This is a genomic window from Micromonospora sp. NPDC049679, assembly GCF_040659735.1.
Taxonomy (GTDB): domain Bacteria; phylum Actinomycetota; class Actinomycetes; order Mycobacteriales; family Micromonosporaceae; genus Micromonospora_I.
Map to the genome: position 1 here is coordinate 1 of NZ_JBFANZ010000027.1, position 18,339 is coordinate 18,339.

The 18,339-nt window shown below is 69.7% G+C and carries 16 protein-coding genes; 4 read left to right on the forward strand and 12 right to left on the reverse strand.

The annotated features are described in order from the left end of the window. From AB0J06_RS18220 to AB0J06_RS18260, 9 genes are all read right to left on the reverse strand, one after another. Positions 1 to 2,367, reverse strand: a 2,367-nt coding sequence (locus AB0J06_RS18220; RefSeq protein WP_357429921.1) for a pyruvate dehydrogenase, incomplete at its 3' end; no start/stop codon positions are given. Between the two features lie 193 nt (positions 2,368 to 2,560). After that, on the reverse strand, positions 2,561 to 3,682 hold the full coding sequence (locus AB0J06_RS18225; RefSeq protein ID WP_357429923.1) for a 2Fe-2S iron-sulfur cluster-binding protein: 1,122 nt from the start codon (positions 3,680 to 3,682) through the stop codon (positions 2,561 to 2,563). A 177-nt stretch (positions 3,683 to 3,859) separates the two neighbouring features. Further along, positions 3,860 to 5,128 carry an aromatic ring-hydroxylating dioxygenase subunit alpha gene (locus AB0J06_RS18230; RefSeq protein ID WP_357429925.1) on the reverse strand — a complete coding sequence of 423 codons (1,269 nt, stop codon included), beginning with the start codon at positions 5,126 to 5,128 and terminating at the stop codon, positions 3,860 to 3,862. Positions 5,129 to 5,363: 235 nt separating this feature from the next. Continuing rightward, complete coding sequence (locus tag AB0J06_RS18235) at positions 5,364 to 5,600, reverse strand: helix-turn-helix transcriptional regulator (RefSeq protein WP_357429927.1); 237 nt, start codon at positions 5,598 to 5,600, stop codon at positions 5,364 to 5,366. A gap of 17 nt (positions 5,601 to 5,617) precedes the next feature. Beyond that, positions 5,618 to 6,241: a GPP34 family phosphoprotein gene (locus AB0J06_RS18240; protein WP_357429929.1), complete on the reverse strand. Its 624-nt coding sequence runs from the start codon at positions 6,239 to 6,241 to the stop codon at positions 5,618 to 5,620. After that, on the reverse strand, positions 6,228 to 6,515 hold the full coding sequence (locus AB0J06_RS18245) for a hypothetical protein (RefSeq protein WP_357429931.1): 288 nt from the start codon (positions 6,513 to 6,515) through the stop codon (positions 6,228 to 6,230). Before AB0J06_RS18245 ends, AB0J06_RS18240 begins: the two co-directional genes overlap by 14 nt. Further along, the gene (locus AB0J06_RS18250; protein WP_357429932.1) at positions 6,512 to 6,736 is read right to left on the reverse strand and encodes a hypothetical protein; all 225 of its coding nucleotides are present in this window, start codon (positions 6,734 to 6,736) and stop codon (positions 6,512 to 6,514) included. Before AB0J06_RS18250 ends, AB0J06_RS18245 begins: the two co-directional genes overlap by 4 nt. Next, positions 6,733 to 6,963 carry a hypothetical protein gene (locus tag AB0J06_RS18255; RefSeq protein WP_357429934.1) on the reverse strand — a complete coding sequence of 77 codons (231 nt, stop codon included), beginning with the start codon at positions 6,961 to 6,963 and terminating at the stop codon, positions 6,733 to 6,735. The genes AB0J06_RS18250 and AB0J06_RS18255 overlap by 4 nt, the downstream gene beginning before the upstream one ends. A gap of 283 nt (positions 6,964 to 7,246) precedes the next feature. Beyond that, positions 7,247 to 8,368 carry a helix-turn-helix transcriptional regulator gene (locus AB0J06_RS18260; RefSeq protein ID WP_357429936.1) on the reverse strand — a complete coding sequence of 374 codons (1,122 nt, stop codon included), beginning with the start codon at positions 8,366 to 8,368 and terminating at the stop codon, positions 7,247 to 7,249. Positions 8,369 to 8,440: 72 nt separating this feature from the next. On the opposite strand from AB0J06_RS18260, the gene AB0J06_RS18265 reads away from it, so the two are divergent. Then, the gene (locus tag AB0J06_RS18265) at positions 8,441 to 8,965 is read left to right on the forward strand and encodes a hypothetical protein (RefSeq protein WP_357429938.1); all 525 of its coding nucleotides are present in this window, start codon (positions 8,441 to 8,443) and stop codon (positions 8,963 to 8,965) included. Between the two features lie 487 nt (positions 8,966 to 9,452). Here AB0J06_RS18265 and AB0J06_RS18270 read toward each other — a convergent pair whose 3' ends face one another. Next, the gene (locus tag AB0J06_RS18270; RefSeq protein ID WP_357429940.1) at positions 9,453 to 10,028 is read right to left on the reverse strand and encodes an NUDIX hydrolase; all 576 of its coding nucleotides are present in this window, start codon (positions 10,026 to 10,028) and stop codon (positions 9,453 to 9,455) included. Between the two features lie 210 nt (positions 10,029 to 10,238). Further along, a complete protein-coding gene (locus AB0J06_RS18275) occupies positions 10,239 to 12,161 on the reverse strand; it encodes an RNB domain-containing ribonuclease (protein ID WP_357429942.1) in 1,923 nt (640 codons plus the stop codon). A gap of 423 nt (positions 12,162 to 12,584) precedes the next feature. On the opposite strand from AB0J06_RS18275, the gene AB0J06_RS18280 reads away from it, so the two are divergent. Together AB0J06_RS18280 and AB0J06_RS18285 are read left to right on the forward strand one after the other, a co-directional pair. Then, positions 12,585 to 13,325, forward strand: a complete 741-nt coding sequence (locus AB0J06_RS18280) for an SDR family oxidoreductase (protein WP_357429944.1) — start codon at positions 12,585 to 12,587, stop codon at positions 13,323 to 13,325. A 104-nt stretch (positions 13,326 to 13,429) separates the two neighbouring features. After that, positions 13,430 to 14,635, forward strand: a complete 1,206-nt coding sequence (locus tag AB0J06_RS18285) for a hydrolase (RefSeq protein WP_357429946.1) — start codon at positions 13,430 to 13,432, stop codon at positions 14,633 to 14,635. A gap of 93 nt (positions 14,636 to 14,728) precedes the next feature. Here AB0J06_RS18285 and AB0J06_RS18290 read toward each other — a convergent pair whose 3' ends face one another. After that, positions 14,729 to 15,046: a hypothetical protein gene (locus AB0J06_RS18290; RefSeq protein WP_357429948.1), complete on the reverse strand. Its 318-nt coding sequence runs from the start codon at positions 15,044 to 15,046 to the stop codon at positions 14,729 to 14,731. A 61-nt stretch (positions 15,047 to 15,107) separates the two neighbouring features. Here AB0J06_RS18290 and AB0J06_RS18295 point away from each other — a divergent pair, with 61 nt between their 5' ends. Next, positions 15,108 to 18,317 carry an efflux RND transporter permease subunit gene (locus AB0J06_RS18295; protein ID WP_357429950.1) on the forward strand — a complete coding sequence of 1,070 codons (3,210 nt, stop codon included), beginning with the start codon at positions 15,108 to 15,110 and terminating at the stop codon, positions 18,315 to 18,317. Positions 18,318 to 18,339 lie beyond the last annotated feature (22 nt).

Below are 18,339 nucleotides of genomic sequence, written 5' to 3' on the forward strand. Positions count from 1 at the left end.
TCGATCAGGCCCGGCAGTTCGTACGGCAGATGGAGGAGTCACTCTCGCGCGTCCCTGCGAACCGGCCGGTCGACGGGCTGGAACGCATCTCGGCGCGTGGTAGCGGTAGACCTCCTCGAGCTCACCCGACTGCCCGTAGCGCGACACCCCGAGGTGCGCGGCTCGCACCTGGTTGATCCCGGCCAGGAACGCCAGCGTGTGCGGGTGCCCGTCGAGCACGGTCACCAGCGGGGTCGCCCGGCGGGCAGGGAACGCGGCATCGAGGATCCAGCTGTCGCCCTCGCCCCGGCCGTGCCGGGCCTGAAGCGCCTCGAACACCAGGCCCGGGCTGGTCACGCAGACCACATCAGCGGGCAGACCCGACGCCCCGAGGCGCTCGGCGGCGGCCAGGGCCTCCGGCACCACCGCACCCATCGCCGCGATCGTCACGACCGGCGCGTCGACCCGGCGCAGCGGGTATGCGCCAGCGACCACCTGCCGACGGCGCCGTTCACGCGCGGCCGGATCGGTGGGCACCGCGGCCAGTGTCTGGTCCACCGGCCGGGTCGACAGGCGCAGGTACGCCGACGAGCCGTCCGGACGACCGAGCCGGGCGAGCGAAGCGAGCAGCGTCCACTCGACATCGACCGCGAACGCCGGTTCGTAGCTGATGCACCCCGGCTGCTCCAGTCCCACGGACGGCGTGGTGATCGACTGGTGCGCCCCGCCCTCGGATGCCAGCGAAACCCCGGAGGGCGTGCCGACCAGGATGGACTGCCCACCGGCGTACATTCCGAATGACCACGGCTCCAGCGCCCGCTCGACGAACGGGTCGTACATCACCCCGATCGGCAGCAGCGGCTGTCCCCACCGGCTCCACGTCGCTCCCAACTCCCCCAGCAGGCCCACCAGGTTCACCTCGGCGATGCCCAACTCCAGGTGCTGGCCGGTGGGCCGCTCACGCCAGTGCAGGATCGTCTCGGGGTCGTCGGCGAACCAGTCGACGCGTTCAGCCGTCGACCACACGCCCACCTTGTTGACCCAGCCGCCGAGATTGGTGCTGGAGCTGACGTCCGGCGACAGCGTGACGACGCGGCGTGCGGCGTCGGGCGCCTCGCGGGTGAGGTCGAGCAGGGCGCGACCGAGCGCCGCCTGGGTCGTCGCCGTCCCGCTCGGGGTGCGCCCGATGTCGGTGGGCAGCGTGGGCACCGGCGTCGCGGTCACGGGCTCGCGGCGCAGCCGTACGGCGGCCGCGTCGCACAGCGCCGCGGCGTCGCCGCCCGCCGGGAATTTCGCCCACGGCGCGTCGACGTCGGCGCCGACCCGCTCGGCGAGCTCACCGAACTGGGCGGCGTTGAGCAGCGACGAGTGGTTCTGCGGATGTCCCTCGCTCGCCAGGCCGTACCCCTTCACCGTGTAGGCGAAGATCACCGTGGGCCGGGTGTCGTCGATGGCGGCCAGCGCGTCGCCGAGCACGGCGAGGTCGTGCCCGCCGAGGTTCCGGATGGCGGCAAGGAGAGTCGCGTCGTCGAGGCCGGCAACCAGGCGCGCGACGTCGGGGTCTCCGGCCGGCAGGCGTTCGCGCAGCTCGGCCGGGGTGCAGCGGAGCAGCCGCTGATACTCCGGGTTGGACATCTCGTCGAGACGCACCCGCAGCGCGGCGCCGCCGGGCCGGTCGAACAGCTCGTGCAGCAGCCGTCCGTACTTGACGGTCAGCACCTGCCAGCCCGCGGCCTCGAACATCCCGGGCAGGCGCGTGCCGCCGATGTTGGGCACGATCCGGTCCAGCGACTGCCGGTTCAGGTCGACGATCCAGACGACCTCGCCGAGCTCACCGACCATCGGGTCGAGGATCGCCTCCCAGCACGCGCCCTCGTCGAGCTCGGCGTCGCCGACCAGCGAGTACTGCCGGCCGGTGCCCGCCCCGCCGACCGTGGCCTCCACGTACCGCCGCGCCAACGCACCCCAGATCGGCGCAGTGGCCCCGATCCCGACCGAGCCGGTGGAGTAGTCGACGGGGTCCGGGTCCTTGGAACGGCTGGGGTAGCTCTGCAGCCCGCCGAAGGCGCGCAGCGTCGTCAGGTAGCGCTCGTCGAGCTCACCGAGCAGGTAGTTGATCGCGTGCAGCACCGGCGAGGCGTGCGGCTTGACCGATACCCGGTCCTCGGCGCGCAGATGGCTGAACCACAGCGCGGTCATGATCGTCACCATGGACGCGCTGGACGCCTGGTGCCCGCCGACCTTCAGCCCGGTGGGATTGGGGCGCACCCGGTTGGCGTAGTCGATGATCGCCGTCGAGAGCCACAGAACCCGCTGCTCGACCTCGCGCAGCGCGGCGGGGCCATCGCTGTGGGGATCGAGGATCGGCTCACGCGCGGTGATAGTCATGATCGGTCACTCATTCCATGTCCCGGCCCGATGGGCAGCTTGCGGCCCCATCTGACCACGCCTCGCACCAGGTCCCCAAACGGCGACCGGTCGGCGAACCGATCCACCAAGCGGCGCAGCGACGCCTCGCCATGCCCCATCCAGTCGAGCGTCAAAAGCTTGCCAGGCCCGCGAAAGCTGCGCTGCTGACGGCCTACATGTCGAAATCGAGGACGACCCGTTCAGTGACCGGGTGCGCCTGACAGGCCAGGACGTACCCCTCCTCGAGCTCGGCCTTGTTGAGGGCGGAGCATCGATCCATCTCCACCTCCCCCTTGACGACCTTCACCCGGCACGTCGCGCACACACCATCGGAGCAGGAGTACGGGATTTGCGGCCGCACCGGGAGCGCGGCGGCGAGAATCGTGTCGCCCTGCGAGGAGAGCGCGAAGCTGAACTCCTCGCCATCGATACGGATGGTCACCTCGCTCTGCACGAGCGGTCGGTCACTCCCGGAAGCTACGTCCTCGGTTGCATCAGCGGTGAAGAACTCCCGAAGGATCGCCTCCTCGGTGACGCCGTGCTCCAGCAGGGTGGCGGTGATGGCGTTCATGAGCCCGGCAGGACCGCACATGATCCACTGATCGACCGGGCCGTTCCGCGCATCTGCGGCCAGCAGACTCGTCACGCTGTCAACGTCGAGCCGCCGTGGAGGCTTCCCGTCGGGCTGCACCTCCGCGTCCCAGTAGTGCTGGACCGACAACCGTCCATCGTGCTGCGCCCGCAGCCGCTCCAACTCGTCCAGGAACATGGTCGAGCTCGGGGTCCGATTCACGTACAGCAGCGTGAACCGGCTGCGCGGCTCCGCACGGAGGATAGTGGCGATCATGGAGAGGATGGGGGTGATGCCGCTCCCGCCCGCGACGGCCACATAGTGCCGGGCCGCCGTGGCATCGAGTTCCGTGGTGAAACGGCCCGTCGGGGTCATCACCCGCAGCGTGTCACCGACACGAAGCTGCTCGGTCGCGTAGCCGGAGAAGACTCCGCCGGGCACCCGTCGGATGCCGATACGCAACGTATCGCTGCCGGCCGGCGCACAGATCGAATACGATCGGCGGATCTCCCCGGCACCGTCGTCGTGCACGATGGCCACATGCTGCCCGTGCTTGAAGCGGTAAGCCTCACATAGATGACCCGGCACGGCGAAGGTCACCATCACCGCGTCATCGGTAAGAGGAGCGATCTCCTCGACCACGAGCGCGTGGAGGGAGGGGCGTCCACGCCGATGCGCCTGGAAAGCCGCTACCTGTTCACGATGATGTTTCAGTAAGGGCATGTCGTTCTCCCAGGAAAGCGACAGAATTCGGGCGCCGCCCGGCTTCCGCGAAAATATGGGTCAAGACCGGCTGCGCACCGGACGTCGCAGGGAAACGCGGTCTGGAGTCGACGGCGACGGCCGCGGCCCGGGGACGAGCACCCGGGCCGCGTCGTGCGCGTACGTCCGCGGATGCGCCTACACATCCAACCCGGCGAGTCGCTTGGCCATGTACTTCTGGAACGTCCAGATAGGCCGCTCGAGCGGGGACAGGGCGCCACCGCGCTTGGCCCCGTCCGCCCTGAGCATTCCCTGAATGCCCTTCACCATCGCCGAATCCTCGACCTGGATCTGATGCAGCCACTGCTTCGTCTCCGCCCGGATCTTCTCCAGGTCCGGGTGGTCGAGCTTGGACTCGTGGACGCAGACCGCGAGGTCGAACTTGTGGGAGTCAGGGCCGGTCGGCCACCACTTGGCGACCAGCAGGACGTCAGGACCCGGCGAGAACCACATGGTCGGGTAGATGCCGACCAACAGGGAGTGCGAGCGCTGGTAGGCGGTGAGCCCGTCCAGCGGCGGAAGCACCACGGGCTGGAGATAGTGCCCGTCCTCCTCACCGACCGCGCCCTCGGCGCTGACGAACATCCGCTGGTAGTAGAAGTACTCCGAATCGGTGGTTTCGGCGTCGACCAGATTCGCCGGCCACAGGGGCTCGATGGACTCCTTGTGCGCTCCCTGGTGGTGGTAGGCCTCTCGGCCGTTGTCCATGGCGAGCTTCCAGGTCGTCGGGACTTCGGGCCAGTCGAGCCGGTCGATGAGCTTCCACTCCTCGAGCCGGTAGGGGGCGAGAATCTCCTCCATCTCCGCGAACCGCGGCGCGAGCGGCTCCGCGTTGGGATCGAGGTTGACGAACACGAAACCGTGCCAGACCTCGGTGACGTAGGACGCCAGGTTGTAGGAACCGCACGCACGCTCGCGCTCGAACAGCGTGCTCCCCTGCATCAGGGGGGCACCGGTCAACGTGCCCTCCGTGTTGAACGCCCACGAGTGGTACGGGCAGACGAACGACTCCGCATGGCCCTGCTCGCGACCCTGTTGCCGGTCCTCGTACAGAAGGTCCATGAACCGGTGCGGGCAGACCCGCGAAAAGGCACGGATCTGCATGTCCTTGCCACGCACGAGGACGATCGGCTCGCCAGCGACCTCGGCCGCGAACCAGTCGCCGGGCTCGGCGATCTCGTCCGTCCGGCAGAGATAGAGCCAGTCGCGCTTGAAGATACGCTCGACCTCGAGGTCGTAGAGCGCGTGGCTCGTGTAGTACGCGGAGGGCAGGAGCTGTGCTTCCTCCAACGGACGAGACGCGTGCTCGACGATCAGGTCGAGCAGCTCTTGGACGCTCGCTTGCCGGTTGAGCGAACCGTTATCACTGCCCTTGGTCTGTACGGGGGGCTCCTGCTGGATAACCATCCGTTTTCCTCCTCGGTCCTGGCTAGCAGATATCGCGGTGCCCAGAGGGACCTCGCGCACTGCCGTCACTCTCACGCCGCCGGGCATCACCCCCCAATGGCCGATTAGCCGATATCGGTACGGCCACCGTGAGCGGCGCGGCGGCGGCGAGCACGACGGACGCCACCGCGGGCACGCCGAGCCGGCGGCGGCGCAGCGCGTCGGAGACGACGCTGGACGGGGGTACGGGCATCCGCTACGTCGGCCGTGGCGGCTCGCCGGCGGCGGCCCGTACCGCGGAGGCGATCATCGCCGCTCGCGACGGCGCGCCGAGCGCGGCCCGGATGCCGGCGATCTCGCGCTGCACGGTGCGGATGCTGGCATCAATGTGGGCGGAGATCTGCCGGTCGGTGGCGCCGTCGCAGACAAGACGGAGCACCTGGCGCTGCCGGTCGGTCAGCGCCACGCACGGTGCGTCGCAGATAGTGGTCACGGTGGCTGGCCTCCCGGTCAGGAACGATAGGCGAGAACGCCGGCGGCGATAGCGGACGCGGTGTGCGCGAACAGGTCACGCAGCGGCGGCGTGGCACTGTCGATGAGCTGACGCAACCGGTCGCGGGCCGCCGCCGGGACCCCGGCCAGGACGTAGCCGTCGAGGCCGGTCGCGGTGACCAGCCCGGCCAGAGCCACGTCGGGCGGTTCGAGCGGCGCGCCGCGGTCGAGCTTCATCACCAGATCGAGCCAGGACCAGGCCGCGAGGTTCATATCGAGGGGTACGTAGCGGGAGCCGGAACGGATGACCCGCCGGTACGGCTCGCGCCGCACCGCCCCCTCCCGGTAGAGCCGCCGGGCGACCTGCTCGGGCGAGTCGTGGGCCAGAAACCCCAGCCAGACGGGTACGGCGGTGTGCAGCGGCTCGATGCGCAGCTGGTGCAGCACGATGGTGGAGAGCGCATCGTTCGTTGTCGGCTCGATGAGTTTGATGTGTCCCCGCTCGATCGTGATGCCGCCGTCGTAAAGCAGCTCGGCGAGGAGCGCGGCAGCGAGACCGTACCGGACGGCGCGGGGATGGAGGCGAGGCCGGCCGGTCGTGTCGTCGTGGGCGGCGAAGTAGAAGCGGTCAGTGAGCCGCACTCACGGCCTCCTGTGTTTGGCGCAGTTTGGCGGTGCGGACCAGCGCCTCGCGGCAGGGCCGGTGATCATCGGCGCAGTCCTCGGCGTGGCCCGTGATCCACACCCACTCGTTGCCGTAGTGCTGCGCCAGCGCCGTGCGCGTCTCGCTCACTACCAACGTGAACGGCTGACCGGGGTCCTGGCCGCGCCCGAACTGCCAGTCGCCAGCCGCGATTTCGAGTCGGGTGCCGGGCCTTGGTGTGGGGATCTCCGGCATGCGTCCGTAGAGGGTCATGGGTTCCTGGTCCAGGCGACGAAGCGGGTGAAGAGCTCTTCGGGGGTGGCGGTCGGCAGGTCACGGGCGGCTTCGGCGAGGCGTTCCGCGCCGTACATGGCCAGCCCGACGGGGTCGTACGTCGCGGTCAACTCGGCCTTGGCGTGCTCGCACGGCCACTGCGGGGCGCCGCATCCGGCGCACGACCAAGACGGCCGATCGGGTACGTGCAGCTCGGTCACCGCCACCACCGGCCCGCACGCGAGGCCTTCCCCTGCTCCCCCGTGACCGGCCGTTGAGCCGGACCGCGGTTGCGGGCGGTGTTGGCCTGAGTGGAGGCGGCGGCGCAGGCCGGACAACGCAGCGTCGCGCCGCAGACGTGGCACCACTGCTGCTTCTGCTTGAACGTCAACAGCCCGACCAGAAAACCAACGAACAGGCCGGCGATCGTGCCGATCGTGATCCCCATGGCGCTCCTCGGCGGAAAGGTGTCGGGAGGGCACGGCGACCACGGGGGAAAGTCGCCGTGCCCAGATCAGGAGCGGAGTCGCGGTCGCAAGGGGGCGCCAGGTGCTGGGGCAGCCCTGCCAGCAGCGTTGGATACGCGATGAAGCGACGCGCTACGAGCGCTGGCACGAAGGTTGTTCGTACGACCACGCCCTCTGATCAGCCTTCCGGGCGGGATGGTCAATGGAAAGGTCGCGCATGTCCGCTCGATCGACGGCGGACAACGCGTGAGGGCGGGCGGTGAGCTACAGGCGGAACTGGGTGACGAGCGCGTCGACCTCGCCGGCTAAGCGCAACGCGCCGGTGGTCTGAGCGATGGTGCGCGCCTCGTCGACGGCGTCCACGGCGGACGCGACATCCCCAGCGGCGGCGTGCGCGGCGGCGAGTTGCAGCACGTACCAGCCGATCCAGTCGGAGCGTCGGAGGTCCGGAGGGAGCCCTTCGAGCCCAGCCGTCAGCAGCTCGGCGGCGCGGTCATGGCGACCGAGGTAGTGCTGTGCGAGGCCGCGTTGGAGAGCAAAGAAGTCGGAGTCGAAGAAGTACATCCACGGCGGCTCGTCATCGCGCCGCTCATTGGCGAGCACCGCGAGTGCTTCGGATTCCGCGAGCCGCGCGTCGCAGCCGGCAGCGTCGCCGATCAGGGCGAGCCCACGCGCCTCCTGCTGAACGGCCAGCGATTGCACACCCGGAGTTGCGGCTTTCGCCGCCGCGCCCCGGGACAACTCAATGAGTTCCTTGGAGCGTCCGCGGACCCACGCGAGGTGTCCGCGGATCTGGAGCGACGTGGCGAACATATTGGCGTTGCCCGCTTCGGTTGCCCACTCCCCCGCGCGCCAATACCACCGCCGACCGCCGGTGTGATTGCCGGTCGTTGCGCACAGCCATCCCGCGAAATACGCCCACTGGCTGGCTACATCCACCAGTTCGCGCCATCCGCGCTCCCCTGCCGCGCGGACCACGAGGTGGTCTACGAGCTTCAGCTGCGCCAGGACGGGCCCGACCAACGACGCGGAACCAGCGACGTCCTCCAGACGGCGTTGATGCGCCAGAACCGTCGCCAACGAGTCCACCGAGGCAGCGTCGAGGTGGGCGGGTTTGCGCAGCACGTAGCTCAGTCGTTCACGGTCGGCACCGTCCGCCGCATCAGACTCGTGAACGAGCCGCGCGAGTTCGCCGGTTGCCTGGAGTGCTTCGTCCAGGCGCTTGGCGGTCTCCGCCGTTGGCTGCTTGAGGCCCGTCTCCAGGTCATGCAGATAGCTCTTGCCATAGATAGCCTGACGTGCCAGCTCGCGCAGGGACAGTGCACGATCATTTCGCAGCCGACGCAGGGTGTCACCGAACCGGGGATCGACGATCGTGCGCGCCACGTAGCCACCATACGGGCGCTGCCGCTTGCAGTCGGCACGATGTGTGGCGAAGGCGCCCGCAGGAGGCAACGGATGAGGATTTTCTACGACACAGAGTTCCTGGAAGACGGCCGCACGATCGAGCTGATCTCCATCGGGATGGTCGCCGACGACGGCCGCGAGCTGTACGCGGTTAACCGTGACGCGCCATGGGACCGCATCCGGGAGCACGACTGGCTGCTGACCAACGTCGTGCCGCACCTGCCCCGCGTCCGTGGCGACGGTAGTCAGCTGATCAACTTCACTGACCCCCTCGTCAAGCCAAGGGCGGCCATCGCCGCCGAGGTGCTCGCGTTCATCCGCGCCACGCCCAATCCGGATCTATGGGCGTGGTACTGCGCGTACGACCACGTGGCGCTATGCCAACTCTTCGGCCGGATGGTTGATCTCCCGCCCGAAGTACCGATGTGGACGAACGATCTACAGCAGGTCATCGTCCGAGCCCAATCACCAGACCTTCCCGATCAGCAATCGGGCGTGCATGACGCGCTCGCCGACGCTCGTCATGCCCAGCGCATCGCAGCGTTTCTGGAGCGCCAAACCGGCCGTTCATTATAGTTCCGACGCAGGTCAGGGAGATGCGAGCAATATTTCTTTACGCGACCGCCCCTCGCGACTCTTCCCAAGCGCTCGTTTCCCCCAGGTTGTGCGCGTGGCTCAAGGCTGCGGAAGCTGAGCTTTACGCGCTCGCAGGGCGACCGGACGACTGCCGCCGCGCTCTCGACGCAGCGACCAGTGCTCTGCCGCACGGCACGGAGGACCGTGATGCCGATCTTCGCGGCGGTTCCTCAATGGAGCGCACCTCAGCCGGTGGCGCGGCCACTCCCTCGCGCTGCTCGGCGACGAACGAGCCGTCGCGGAGCTTTACGCAGCGCTGGCCGCGATCGACGACACGTTCATCCGGGCGCAGGCGGGCGTCCGCTGCGACCTGGCGCAGGCGCACCTCGTCCGCCACGAACAGGACGACGCGCGCACCCAGCTACGGGAAGCGCGGCTCGCTGCGAACGGACGGGGTCCGTGCGACATCGGCGGAGGATAGAGCGCCTCACGGGAAGGCTGTAGCACGGGGCTTGCCGAACGCGAGAACGTGCAAGAGCGCCACGAGCGTGACGGACCCGACCAGCTCCCCGTGCGCCATCAGGTCTCGCACATCGGCTAGCGGAACCCACTCAACGCGCCCGGCTTCCTCTACGTCGGTGGGGTCACCCACGTACGTCGCGCCCCGCCCGACGAAGATTTCGTGAGGCGAGTCGACCATGCCGATCATCGGCTCGTAGGTGATGACGTGCGAGAGCGAGGCAGGGCGCCAGCCGGTCTCTTCCTCCACCTCGCGGGCGGCGGCCGTCGCCGCGTCTTCGCCCTGGTCCACGATGCCCCCGGGCAGCTCCCAACCCCACTTGTCGGGTAGAAACCGATAGCGCCAGAGCATGAGCACGCGGTCCTGCCCGTCCAGCACCGCGCAGACCGCGACGCGGTGGAGCCGCACGACGTGATGCTCGAACCGCTCGGCACCGGGCGGCTCGACGTCGACACGGGTCAGCCTCACCCACGGGTTGTCGTAGATGGTCCGCTCGCCGTAGATCCGCCACGGTCGCAGGTCGCTCGCCCCGTTATCGGCCACGTCGCGACGCTACCGGCTCGACTTGTTCACGAGGTAGTGCGCCCGGTACTCGGACGCTGCCGCACCCGCCTCAACCTAGCCAGACAGAGCGAGTCCGTTCGCTACCTCGTCCCAGAGCGTGACAGAGGGGCTAATGACGTCCCGCGATCTACGACGCGGAGGCGTCAGGTGACACGGCTCCAGCGCCTTCCCCCAATCCCGGCGAAGCGGTCAATCGCGCCGGGACGGGCGGCCGCGGGGCGGCGTGGTCGTAGTCTGGGTTGCGGGGCGTAGCTCCAGCTCGCCTGACTCCGGGTCCGCCTTGTCGATGAGCGCCTCGACCGCTTCCCCAAACCCGATCCGCTGACCCGACCCGTTGACGAGCGCCAGGCCGTCCTCGGTCGGTGCCCAGCCGCGACCGGGCAGGCGACGCACCGAGAGGAACCCGCTGACCCGGGAGGCGTCCAACGTGACGAACACGCCCTTCGGCTTCACCCCGCTGACCCGGCCGGTCACGATCGCCTGCCCGTCCTGCGCGGCCAGCTGGGCGAGCGTCACCAGCCACAGCGCCTTGCGCATCTGCCCCTCGGCACGACCCGCCACGCGCGTGGCGCTGTTCACGTGCTCGCACAGCGACGCAAGCTCGTCCGGACTCGGGTACGCGTCCGCGTCGCGCTCGCCGGCGAGGAACGCGTGGATGACGCGGTGCACGGTCAGGTCGGCGTACCGCCGGATCGGGCTGGTGAAGTGCAGGTAGCCCTCGGACGCGAGCCCGAAATGCCGACCGGCCTGCGGGGTGTACTGCGAGCGGCCCATGTAGCCGAGCAGCACGTCCCAGACGGCCGCGGCGGTCTCGTCGGCGGCGAGTTCCAGCTGGGCGCCCAGCGCGGCAAGCCCCAGCGGGGTCAGCGTGGTGCCGAACCCGGGGTGGAAGCCGGCCGCGGTGCAGAACGCGTCCAGCACCGGCCCGGCGTCCGCGCCGGGCGGCGGGTGGACCCGGAACACGCCGGGCAGCCCGCGGGCGACCAGCCAGGCGGCGACCGCTTCGTTCGCGGCGACCATGAACCGTTCGACGAGCAGGTTGGCCGGGTTGGACGGCTGCGCGGCGACCTGTTCCGCGCGTCCGTCGACGACGCGCACCGTGAGTTCCGGCTCGATCCGGCGCGCCTCGAAGCCGCCGCGCCGCATCCGCTGCACTCCCAGCCGTGCGGCCGCGGTGCGCAGCCAGCGCAGCGCTTCGAGCACCCCGTCGGGCACGTCATCCGGTTGGCCTCCGCAGAGGACCTCCGCCGCCGTCTCGTACGACAGGCGCATGTCGGAGCGGATGCGGGTGGCGTACACGTCGGCGGCGGTGACCGCGCCGTCGGGGTCCAGGCGCATCTCGACGGTGATGGCGTCCCGGTCGACCTCGGGCAGCAGCGACAGGAGGTCCTCGCTGAGGGCGGCGGGCAGCATTGGTCGGGACCAGCCAGGCAGGTAGACGCTGGTCGCGGCGCGCCGCGCTTCGGCGTCGATCGCGGTGCCGGGCCGCACGTGCGCGGCGACGTCCGCGATGTGTACGGCGACACGGAGTCCCCCATCGGGGTCGGCCGGCCAGACGCTGAGCGCGTCGTCGAGGTCCCGGCTGCCGGGCGCGTCGATGGTGAACGTGATCAGGTCGCGCAGATCGCGGCGCGGCGGCTGCGCCCGCCCCGCGCGACGAGCGACCCTCGGACGCGAGGTGGCCTCGGCGACGACGTCATCGGGATAGTCGGTGGGGATGCGGTGCCGGACCCGGATGCGCTCCAGCAGCGCGTCGGCGCTGGTCGGATCCGCCCAGCGCTGCTCGACGGTCGCCTGCCGGTCGCCGGTCACGGTGGCACGGACCGCCTGGCCCTCGCGCGGGCGGCCTTTCACCGCCCAGCGGCCGCTGCCGAGGTGCGGATCAAGGCGCAGCACGAGGCCGGTTTCGCGGCGTTCGACGACACCAAACAGTGTGGTGCGGGACCGCTCCCGCACAGTGAGCACGGTCGCCGTTGCCCGGCCGTCGTCCTCCAGGGTGAAGCTGACCTCGACGGTGTCGCCGTCGAGCAGTCCTTCGGCCATCGGGGGTGGAACGAAACACGAGTCGGCCGCGGCCTCCGCAGGCAGATCGACGAAACCGAAGCCACGCACGTGCGGCCGGTACACGCCGCACGCGACGTACACGGGTGGCTCGTCGGTGGGTTCGACGACGGGGGTAGTGGCCGATGGAGCCGACGGCGTGGCTGCCTCGGTTATCGCGGAGGGGCGCCGGCGTCGGCGCGTGGAAGTCTCTGTCATACCAGCGGTCATGGTCCCCCATTGCGGACCACGTGGGGAGTCATTTACGGCGGGGGCCCACCGCGGCGGTGAGGCGCATCCGGAAGGACGACCGTTTGCCGACGGGTCGCAGGCCGCCTGCCCCGTTCGGGGCGGGTCGCCGCCGGAGTCGACGGCGCGTACCTGGCCTTTCGTGGCCGGCACCGCGGCGACGGGGCCGCGCCGTACGGCATCGGATGCACGGGCCGATGTTTCCGCGGTTGACCTCAACCCAGGTTCAACTGGTGTCATCTCGCGGTGAACTTCGATGGACTGCGGGTCGCCGTGACCGGCGCCGGACGGGATTCTGGACGCCTCCTGGCGATAGCCTTCGCTGAACGCGGCGCGCACGTGTTCGTCTCGGCCCGCGACGAGCCCGCGGCCGGACGCACCGCGGAGCTGATCAGAGAGCGCGGGCGGGGAACGGCCGAAGCGGTCGTCTGCGACCTGGCGAGTCCTGACTCGGTGCGCGCGTTCGCGGCGGCGCTGACCGACCGCACGGACCACCTCGACATCCTCGTCAACAACGGTGCCCGCTACCTGCATGGTGAAGACCTCTGGAACGTCGAAGACGACGACATCGCGGCGACCATCGCCAGCGCCGCGACCGGCACGGTGCTGCTGACCAAGCACGCGCTGCCGCTGCTGCGGGCCTCGGCACGGCCCGACATCGTCAACATGATCTCCGCCTGCGGCGAGGTGGGCCACCATCGTTCAAGCGCGCACCCGGCGTTCTACGCCGCCAAGCATGCCCAGGCCGGGTTCGCCGAGATCGTCTCGCATCGTCTGCGGGCCGAAGGGATCCGGGTGATCTCCCTCTTCCCGCCGGACTTCGTGCAGGACGGTCCGCGCGAAGCGCACAGCGAGCTCACGGCGCAATCCGTCGCGGACTGTGTTCTGTTCGCGGTCGGTCAACCGCGGGACTGCTTCATCCGGGAGTTCCGCTTCGAGCAGGTTGACCACGTGAGGGTTGAACAACCTGGGCGCGACGGGGTCTGAGTAGGTGATCTCAACCGGAGGATGGGTGGCATCCCCGATGTGCCAGGGCCCATGCGACGACAGGCTCGGGACATCGACGGGAAGGAGTGTCCAAGGTGAAAGCGATGGCGGGGCGAAGCGGGATCGGTAGGGCGGGGGCCGTGCTTCTTGCGGTGGCGACGGCGGCCCTCGTCGCACCGACGGCGGTCACCGCACCGGCGGCGGCGCAGGCGGTCATGGCGGCGGAGGCGCCGGAGGCCACGCTCGCGCTCCCTGCCCCGACCGGCCGGTACCCGGTCGGCGTCACCGACCTGCACCTGGTCGACGAAGACCGTGCCGACCCGTGGGTCCCCGAACGACGGCGCGAGCTGATGGTTTCTCTCTGGTATCCGGCCGCGAACCGCCACGGCGCACCGGATCGATACGCCAGCCCCGAGGAGTCGCGGCTGATCCTGCAACACCTCGGCGCGGAGGGAGTCCCGGTCGAGGCGCTCAGCACCGTCCGTACCCATGGGGTGACCGGCGTTCGCGCGCTGCCGCGACACGGCGGCTGGCCGCTCGTGGTGCTCTCGCCCGGGTTCTCGTTCCCGCGCACCTCGTTGACCGCACTCGCCGAGGATCTCGCGAGCAGGGGGTACGTCGTAGCCGGCGTCGACCACACCTACGAGGCCGCGGCTGTCACGTTCCCGGACGACCGACTCATCCAGTGCCTGGTGTGCACGCTCCTCGACGAGGAGCGGGTGAAGCCGACCGACGTCACCCGCGGCCGCGCCGCCGATATCTCCTTCGTTCTGGACGAGGTGACCGGCCGCCATCTCATCGGCGCGCCGCGACCCGCCGGCCCCCTGGCCGCCGTGACGCGGGCCGGCATCCGCATCGACCGGGACCGCATCGCCATGGCCGGACACTCGATCGGCGGGGCCAGCGCCGCCGAGACGATGCTGCGGGACTCCCGGGTCGATGCCGGCGTCAACATGGACGGCACGTTCTTCCCGCCGATCACCACCGATCTGAAGCGTCCGTTCCTGATGCTCGGCGCCGAGGGCCACGGTGAACCCGGTGTCGACCAGACCTGGGACGTCACCTGGGAGCACCTGACCGGGTCCCGCCTCTGGATCACGGTCACCGGGACGACGCACAGCTCGTTCACCGACTACGCGGTCCTCGGCGACCAGGTCGGCCTGCCGCTCCAGCCGTTGTCCGGCGAGCGCTGCGCGGAGATCACGAGGCAGTATGTGGCGGCGTTCGTCGACCGCCACCTCCGGCACCGGCCGTCGCCGCTGCTGAACGGCCCTTCGGCTCGTTACCCCGAGGTCGTCTTCCGGCCGTAGCCTCGTTCTTCACTGCCGCTGACGCAGGTTGGCGCGGACAGCGGTCGGGGGGACGGCTCGCCGAGCCGTCCCCCAGAACACCGTTATCGAGCGTCAGTACCGGAACCGGGCGACCCTGTGCTCCAGCTCGCCGCTGAGGTCGGCCAACTGCCCGGCCGCCTGCTCGGTCTCCGTTACGCCGGCGTTGGTCGACCGGGCCGCGTCGGCCAGCTCGGCGATCGCCTTCGTGATGCTGCCGCTGCCGACCGCCGCGGCCGCCACGTTGCGGGTCATCTCCTTAGAGGTCGCCGCCTGCTCCTCCACCGCCGAGCCGATGGTGTCGTTGGTGGAGTCCGCGACCGCGCCTGCTGTGAGCCCGCCGTGAGCCGGCTGTGAGCGCGGCCCGGCATCTTGGATCTTGGCTGATGCCAACCGGAACGGATGTCCCACTGAGAGGTCTCCGGCCATGATGCGGTGGATCGTCGGGTCGAGCGTGAAGTATCAACGTCTGGTGCTCGCCGCGGCCGTGGCCTTGATGGCCGTCGGCTTCGTGCAGCTGCGCAACACATCGGTCGAGGCCCTGCCCGAGTTCGGGCCGGTACGGGTGGACGTGCAGGTCGAGGCGCTCGGGCTCTCCGCTGAAGAGGTCGAGAATCTGATCACCAACCCGATGGAGAACGAGTTCTTCAACGGCATCCCCTGGCTGGCCAAGCTTGAGTCCCGCACCATCCCGGGGCTGTCGTCGATGGAGATGACCTTCGAGCCGGGTACCGATCCGATCCGGGCGAGGCAGGTCGTGCAGGAGCGCCTCACCATGGTCGCCATGCTGCCGGCCGCCTCGTCGAAGCCGCCGCTGGTGGTGCAGCCCTTGTCGTCGACGGGCCGGCTCATGATGATCGGCCTCTCGTCCCAGGAGCGCTCACTGATCGACATGTCGTTGCTGTCCCGATGGACGATCGTCCCCCGCCTGCTGAGCGTGCCCGGCGTGGCGAACGTGGCCATCTGGGGGTTCCGCGACCGGCAACTGCAGGTGCAGGTCGATCCCGCTCAGCTGATGCAGAAGGGCGTCACGCTGGACCAGGTCCTGCGCACCTCGGCGAACGCGTTGTGGACCTCGCCACTGACCTTTGTGGAGGCATCGACCCCCGGACTGGGCGGCTTCATCGACACCGCAAACCAGCGGATCGAGATCCAGCACAACCAGCCGATCAAGACCGCACAGGATCTCGCCAAGGTCACCGTCCAGGGCGCCGAGGACCGGGGGGTGTTGCTCGGTGACGTCGCTCAGATCGTCGAGGACCACCAGCTCCTCATCGGGGACGCCCTCGTCAAGGACACCCCGAGCCTCATGCTCGTGGTGGAGAGGTTCCCGGGCGCCAAGGTCGCGGACGTGACCCAGGGCGTGGAGGCCGCACTCGACGAGATGCGGCCCGCCATGCCGGGCGTCACGATCGACACGACGGTGTACCGGCCGGCCACCTTCATCGAGAAGATGGTCCAGAACCTCACCACCACGCTGGTCCTCGGCGCCATCCTGGTGCTGCTGGTGCTCGGCGCCTTCCTCTTCAACTGGCGGACCGCGCTGGTCAGCCTCGTGACGATCGCGGCGTCCGTAACGGCGACGCTGCTCGTCCTGTCGTGGTTCGGCATCGTTCTCAACATGATGTCCCTGGCGGGGCTGGTGATGGCGCTCGCCATCCTCGTCGACGACGCCGTGGTCGGCGTCGACAACATCAGGCAACGGCTGCGTCAGCGCCGCGAGGAACAGTCCGACATGCCCGTGGCCGACGTCATCGGCGCGGCCGTCCTCGAGATGCGCGGCCCGCTCTTCGTCGCTGCGGTGATCGCCGCGGTGTCGGTGGTGCCCCTCTTCATCCTGGACGGGGTGCGCGGCGCGTTCCTCACGCCGGTCGCGCAGGGCTTCCTGGTGGCCACGGCGGTCTCACTGGTGGTCACGCTGACAGTCGCCCCGGTGCTGGCGACCATTCTGCTGTCCCGCTCGTCGCTGCAACACCGCGAGTCGCCGGTCGCGCGAGGGCTGGAGCGGGCGTACGCGGCGCTCCTGCCCGGGCTGCTGCGCCGGCCCATCTGGTCCTACGCGGTCGTCGGCCTCCTCGTGGTGGCCGGCCTGGCCGCCCTGCCGTTCCTCCGTGCGCGGCCGCTCGCCCCGACACTGCAGGAGCGGGACCTGCTGATCAGCTGGGAGGCGGCGCCCGGTGCGTCCCGACCGGAGATGAACCGGATCACATCCGCGCTCACCGCCGAACTGCGGGCCCTCCCCGGGGTGCGCAACGTCGGCGCCCACACCGGGCGGGCCCTGGCGTCGGACCAGGTCGTCAGCATCAACTCCGGCGAGGTGTGGCTCAGCATCGATCCCGCCGCCGACTACGGAACAACGTTGGCCGCGGTGCAGCGGGCGGTCGACGGCTATCCCGGGGTGCAGAGCGACGTGATGACCTACTCGGACAAACGGATCGGCGAGGTGGTGACGCGGGGTGTGGCGGAGGACCTCGTGGTGCGCGTCTACGGCAACGACTACGCCGTCCTCAATCAGAAGGCACAGGAGGTGCTCGGGATCATCTCCGGGATCAACGGCGTCTCCTCACCCCACGTACGAACGCATCAGGTCGCGCCCACCGTGGAGATCGAGGTCTCCGTCGCCAAGGCGGCGAAGTACGGCCTCAAGCCGGGCGACGTGCGTCGCGCGTCCGCCACGCTCGTGTCCGCCACGGTCGCGGGCAACCTCTTCGACGACCAGAAGGTGTTCGAGGTCGTCGTGTGGGGCGTCCCCGCGGTGCGGCAGAACCTGTCGACGATCCAGGATCTTCTGATCGACGCGCCGGTCGGCGGCCCGGGCGGCGGCCCGACCCAGGTGCGCCTGGGCGATGTCGCCGACGTCAGGGTCACCGCGAAACCGGAGGTCATCACGCACGACCAGGTCTCCCGCAGTATCGATGTCGTGGCGAACGTACGCGGGCGTGGTCTGGGCGCGGTCACCACGGAGGTCAAGGACCGTCTCCGGCAGGTGACGTTCCCCCGCGAGCACCACCTGGAGGTGCTCGGAGAAGGTCAGGCACAGGCCAGCTCCGATTTCCGCGTGTGGACCTTTGTCATCGGCGCTCTGATCCTGATCTTCTTCCTGCTGCAGGCCGGCTTCGGCAGCTGGCGGGTGGCGTCGCTGTACTTCCTGTTCCTGCCGCCGGCACTGGCGGGAGGGCTGCTGCTGGCGGCCTTTGCCCGGAGCACCGTGTCAGTGGTCGCCCTGCTCGGACTGCTCACCGTGCTGGCCATGGCCGTTCGGGGCGGCATGCTGCAGATCAAGCAGTACCAGCGACTGGAGGAGGAGGGTCAGGCCCGCCGCGCCGAGCTGGTTCTACTCGGCTCACGGCAGCGGTTCATCCCGACCGTCGCGGGCATGCTGGCGGTGGGGCTGGCCCTGGTTCCGCTCGTGATCTACGGCAGCGTCTCGGGTCTCGAGGTCGTGAGCCCGCTCGCCCTGATCATCCTGGGTGGCCTGGTCACCACGGCGCTGCTGAATCTGTTCGTCCTTCCCGCCCTGTACCTGCGTTTCGCGGCCCCCGAACCGCCGGCCGGGTCGCAACCGCCGGCCACGCCCGAACCGCCGGCCGGGTCAGTGCCCGCGCCGCGGCCACAACCAGATGCGGCGGGACAGCAACCGGGTACGAGCCCCGCTTCAGCCTGATCGAACGCAGGAGAGTGCCATG

Coding starts and splice junctions, on each gene's coding strand:
- AB0J06_RS18225 (WP_357429923.1), bottom strand. CDS start 3,682: ATGCCCTTACTGAAACATCATCGTGAACAGGTAGCGGCTTTCCAGGCG.
- AB0J06_RS18230 (WP_357429925.1), bottom strand. CDS start 5,128: ATGGTTATCCAGCAGGAGCCCCCCGTACAGACCAAGGGCAGTGATAAC.
- AB0J06_RS18245 (WP_357429931.1), bottom strand. CDS start 6,515: ATGACCCTCTACGGACGCATGCCGGAGATCCCCACACCAAGGCCCGGC.
- AB0J06_RS18255 (WP_357429934.1), bottom strand. CDS start 6,963: ATGGGGATCACGATCGGCACGATCGCCGGCCTGTTCGTTGGTTTTCTG.
- AB0J06_RS18265 (WP_357429938.1), top strand. CDS start 8,441: ATGAGGATTTTCTACGACACAGAGTTCCTGGAAGACGGCCGCACGATC.
- AB0J06_RS18285 (WP_357429946.1), top strand. CDS start 13,430: ATGGCGGGGCGAAGCGGGATCGGTAGGGCGGGGGCCGTGCTTCTTGCG.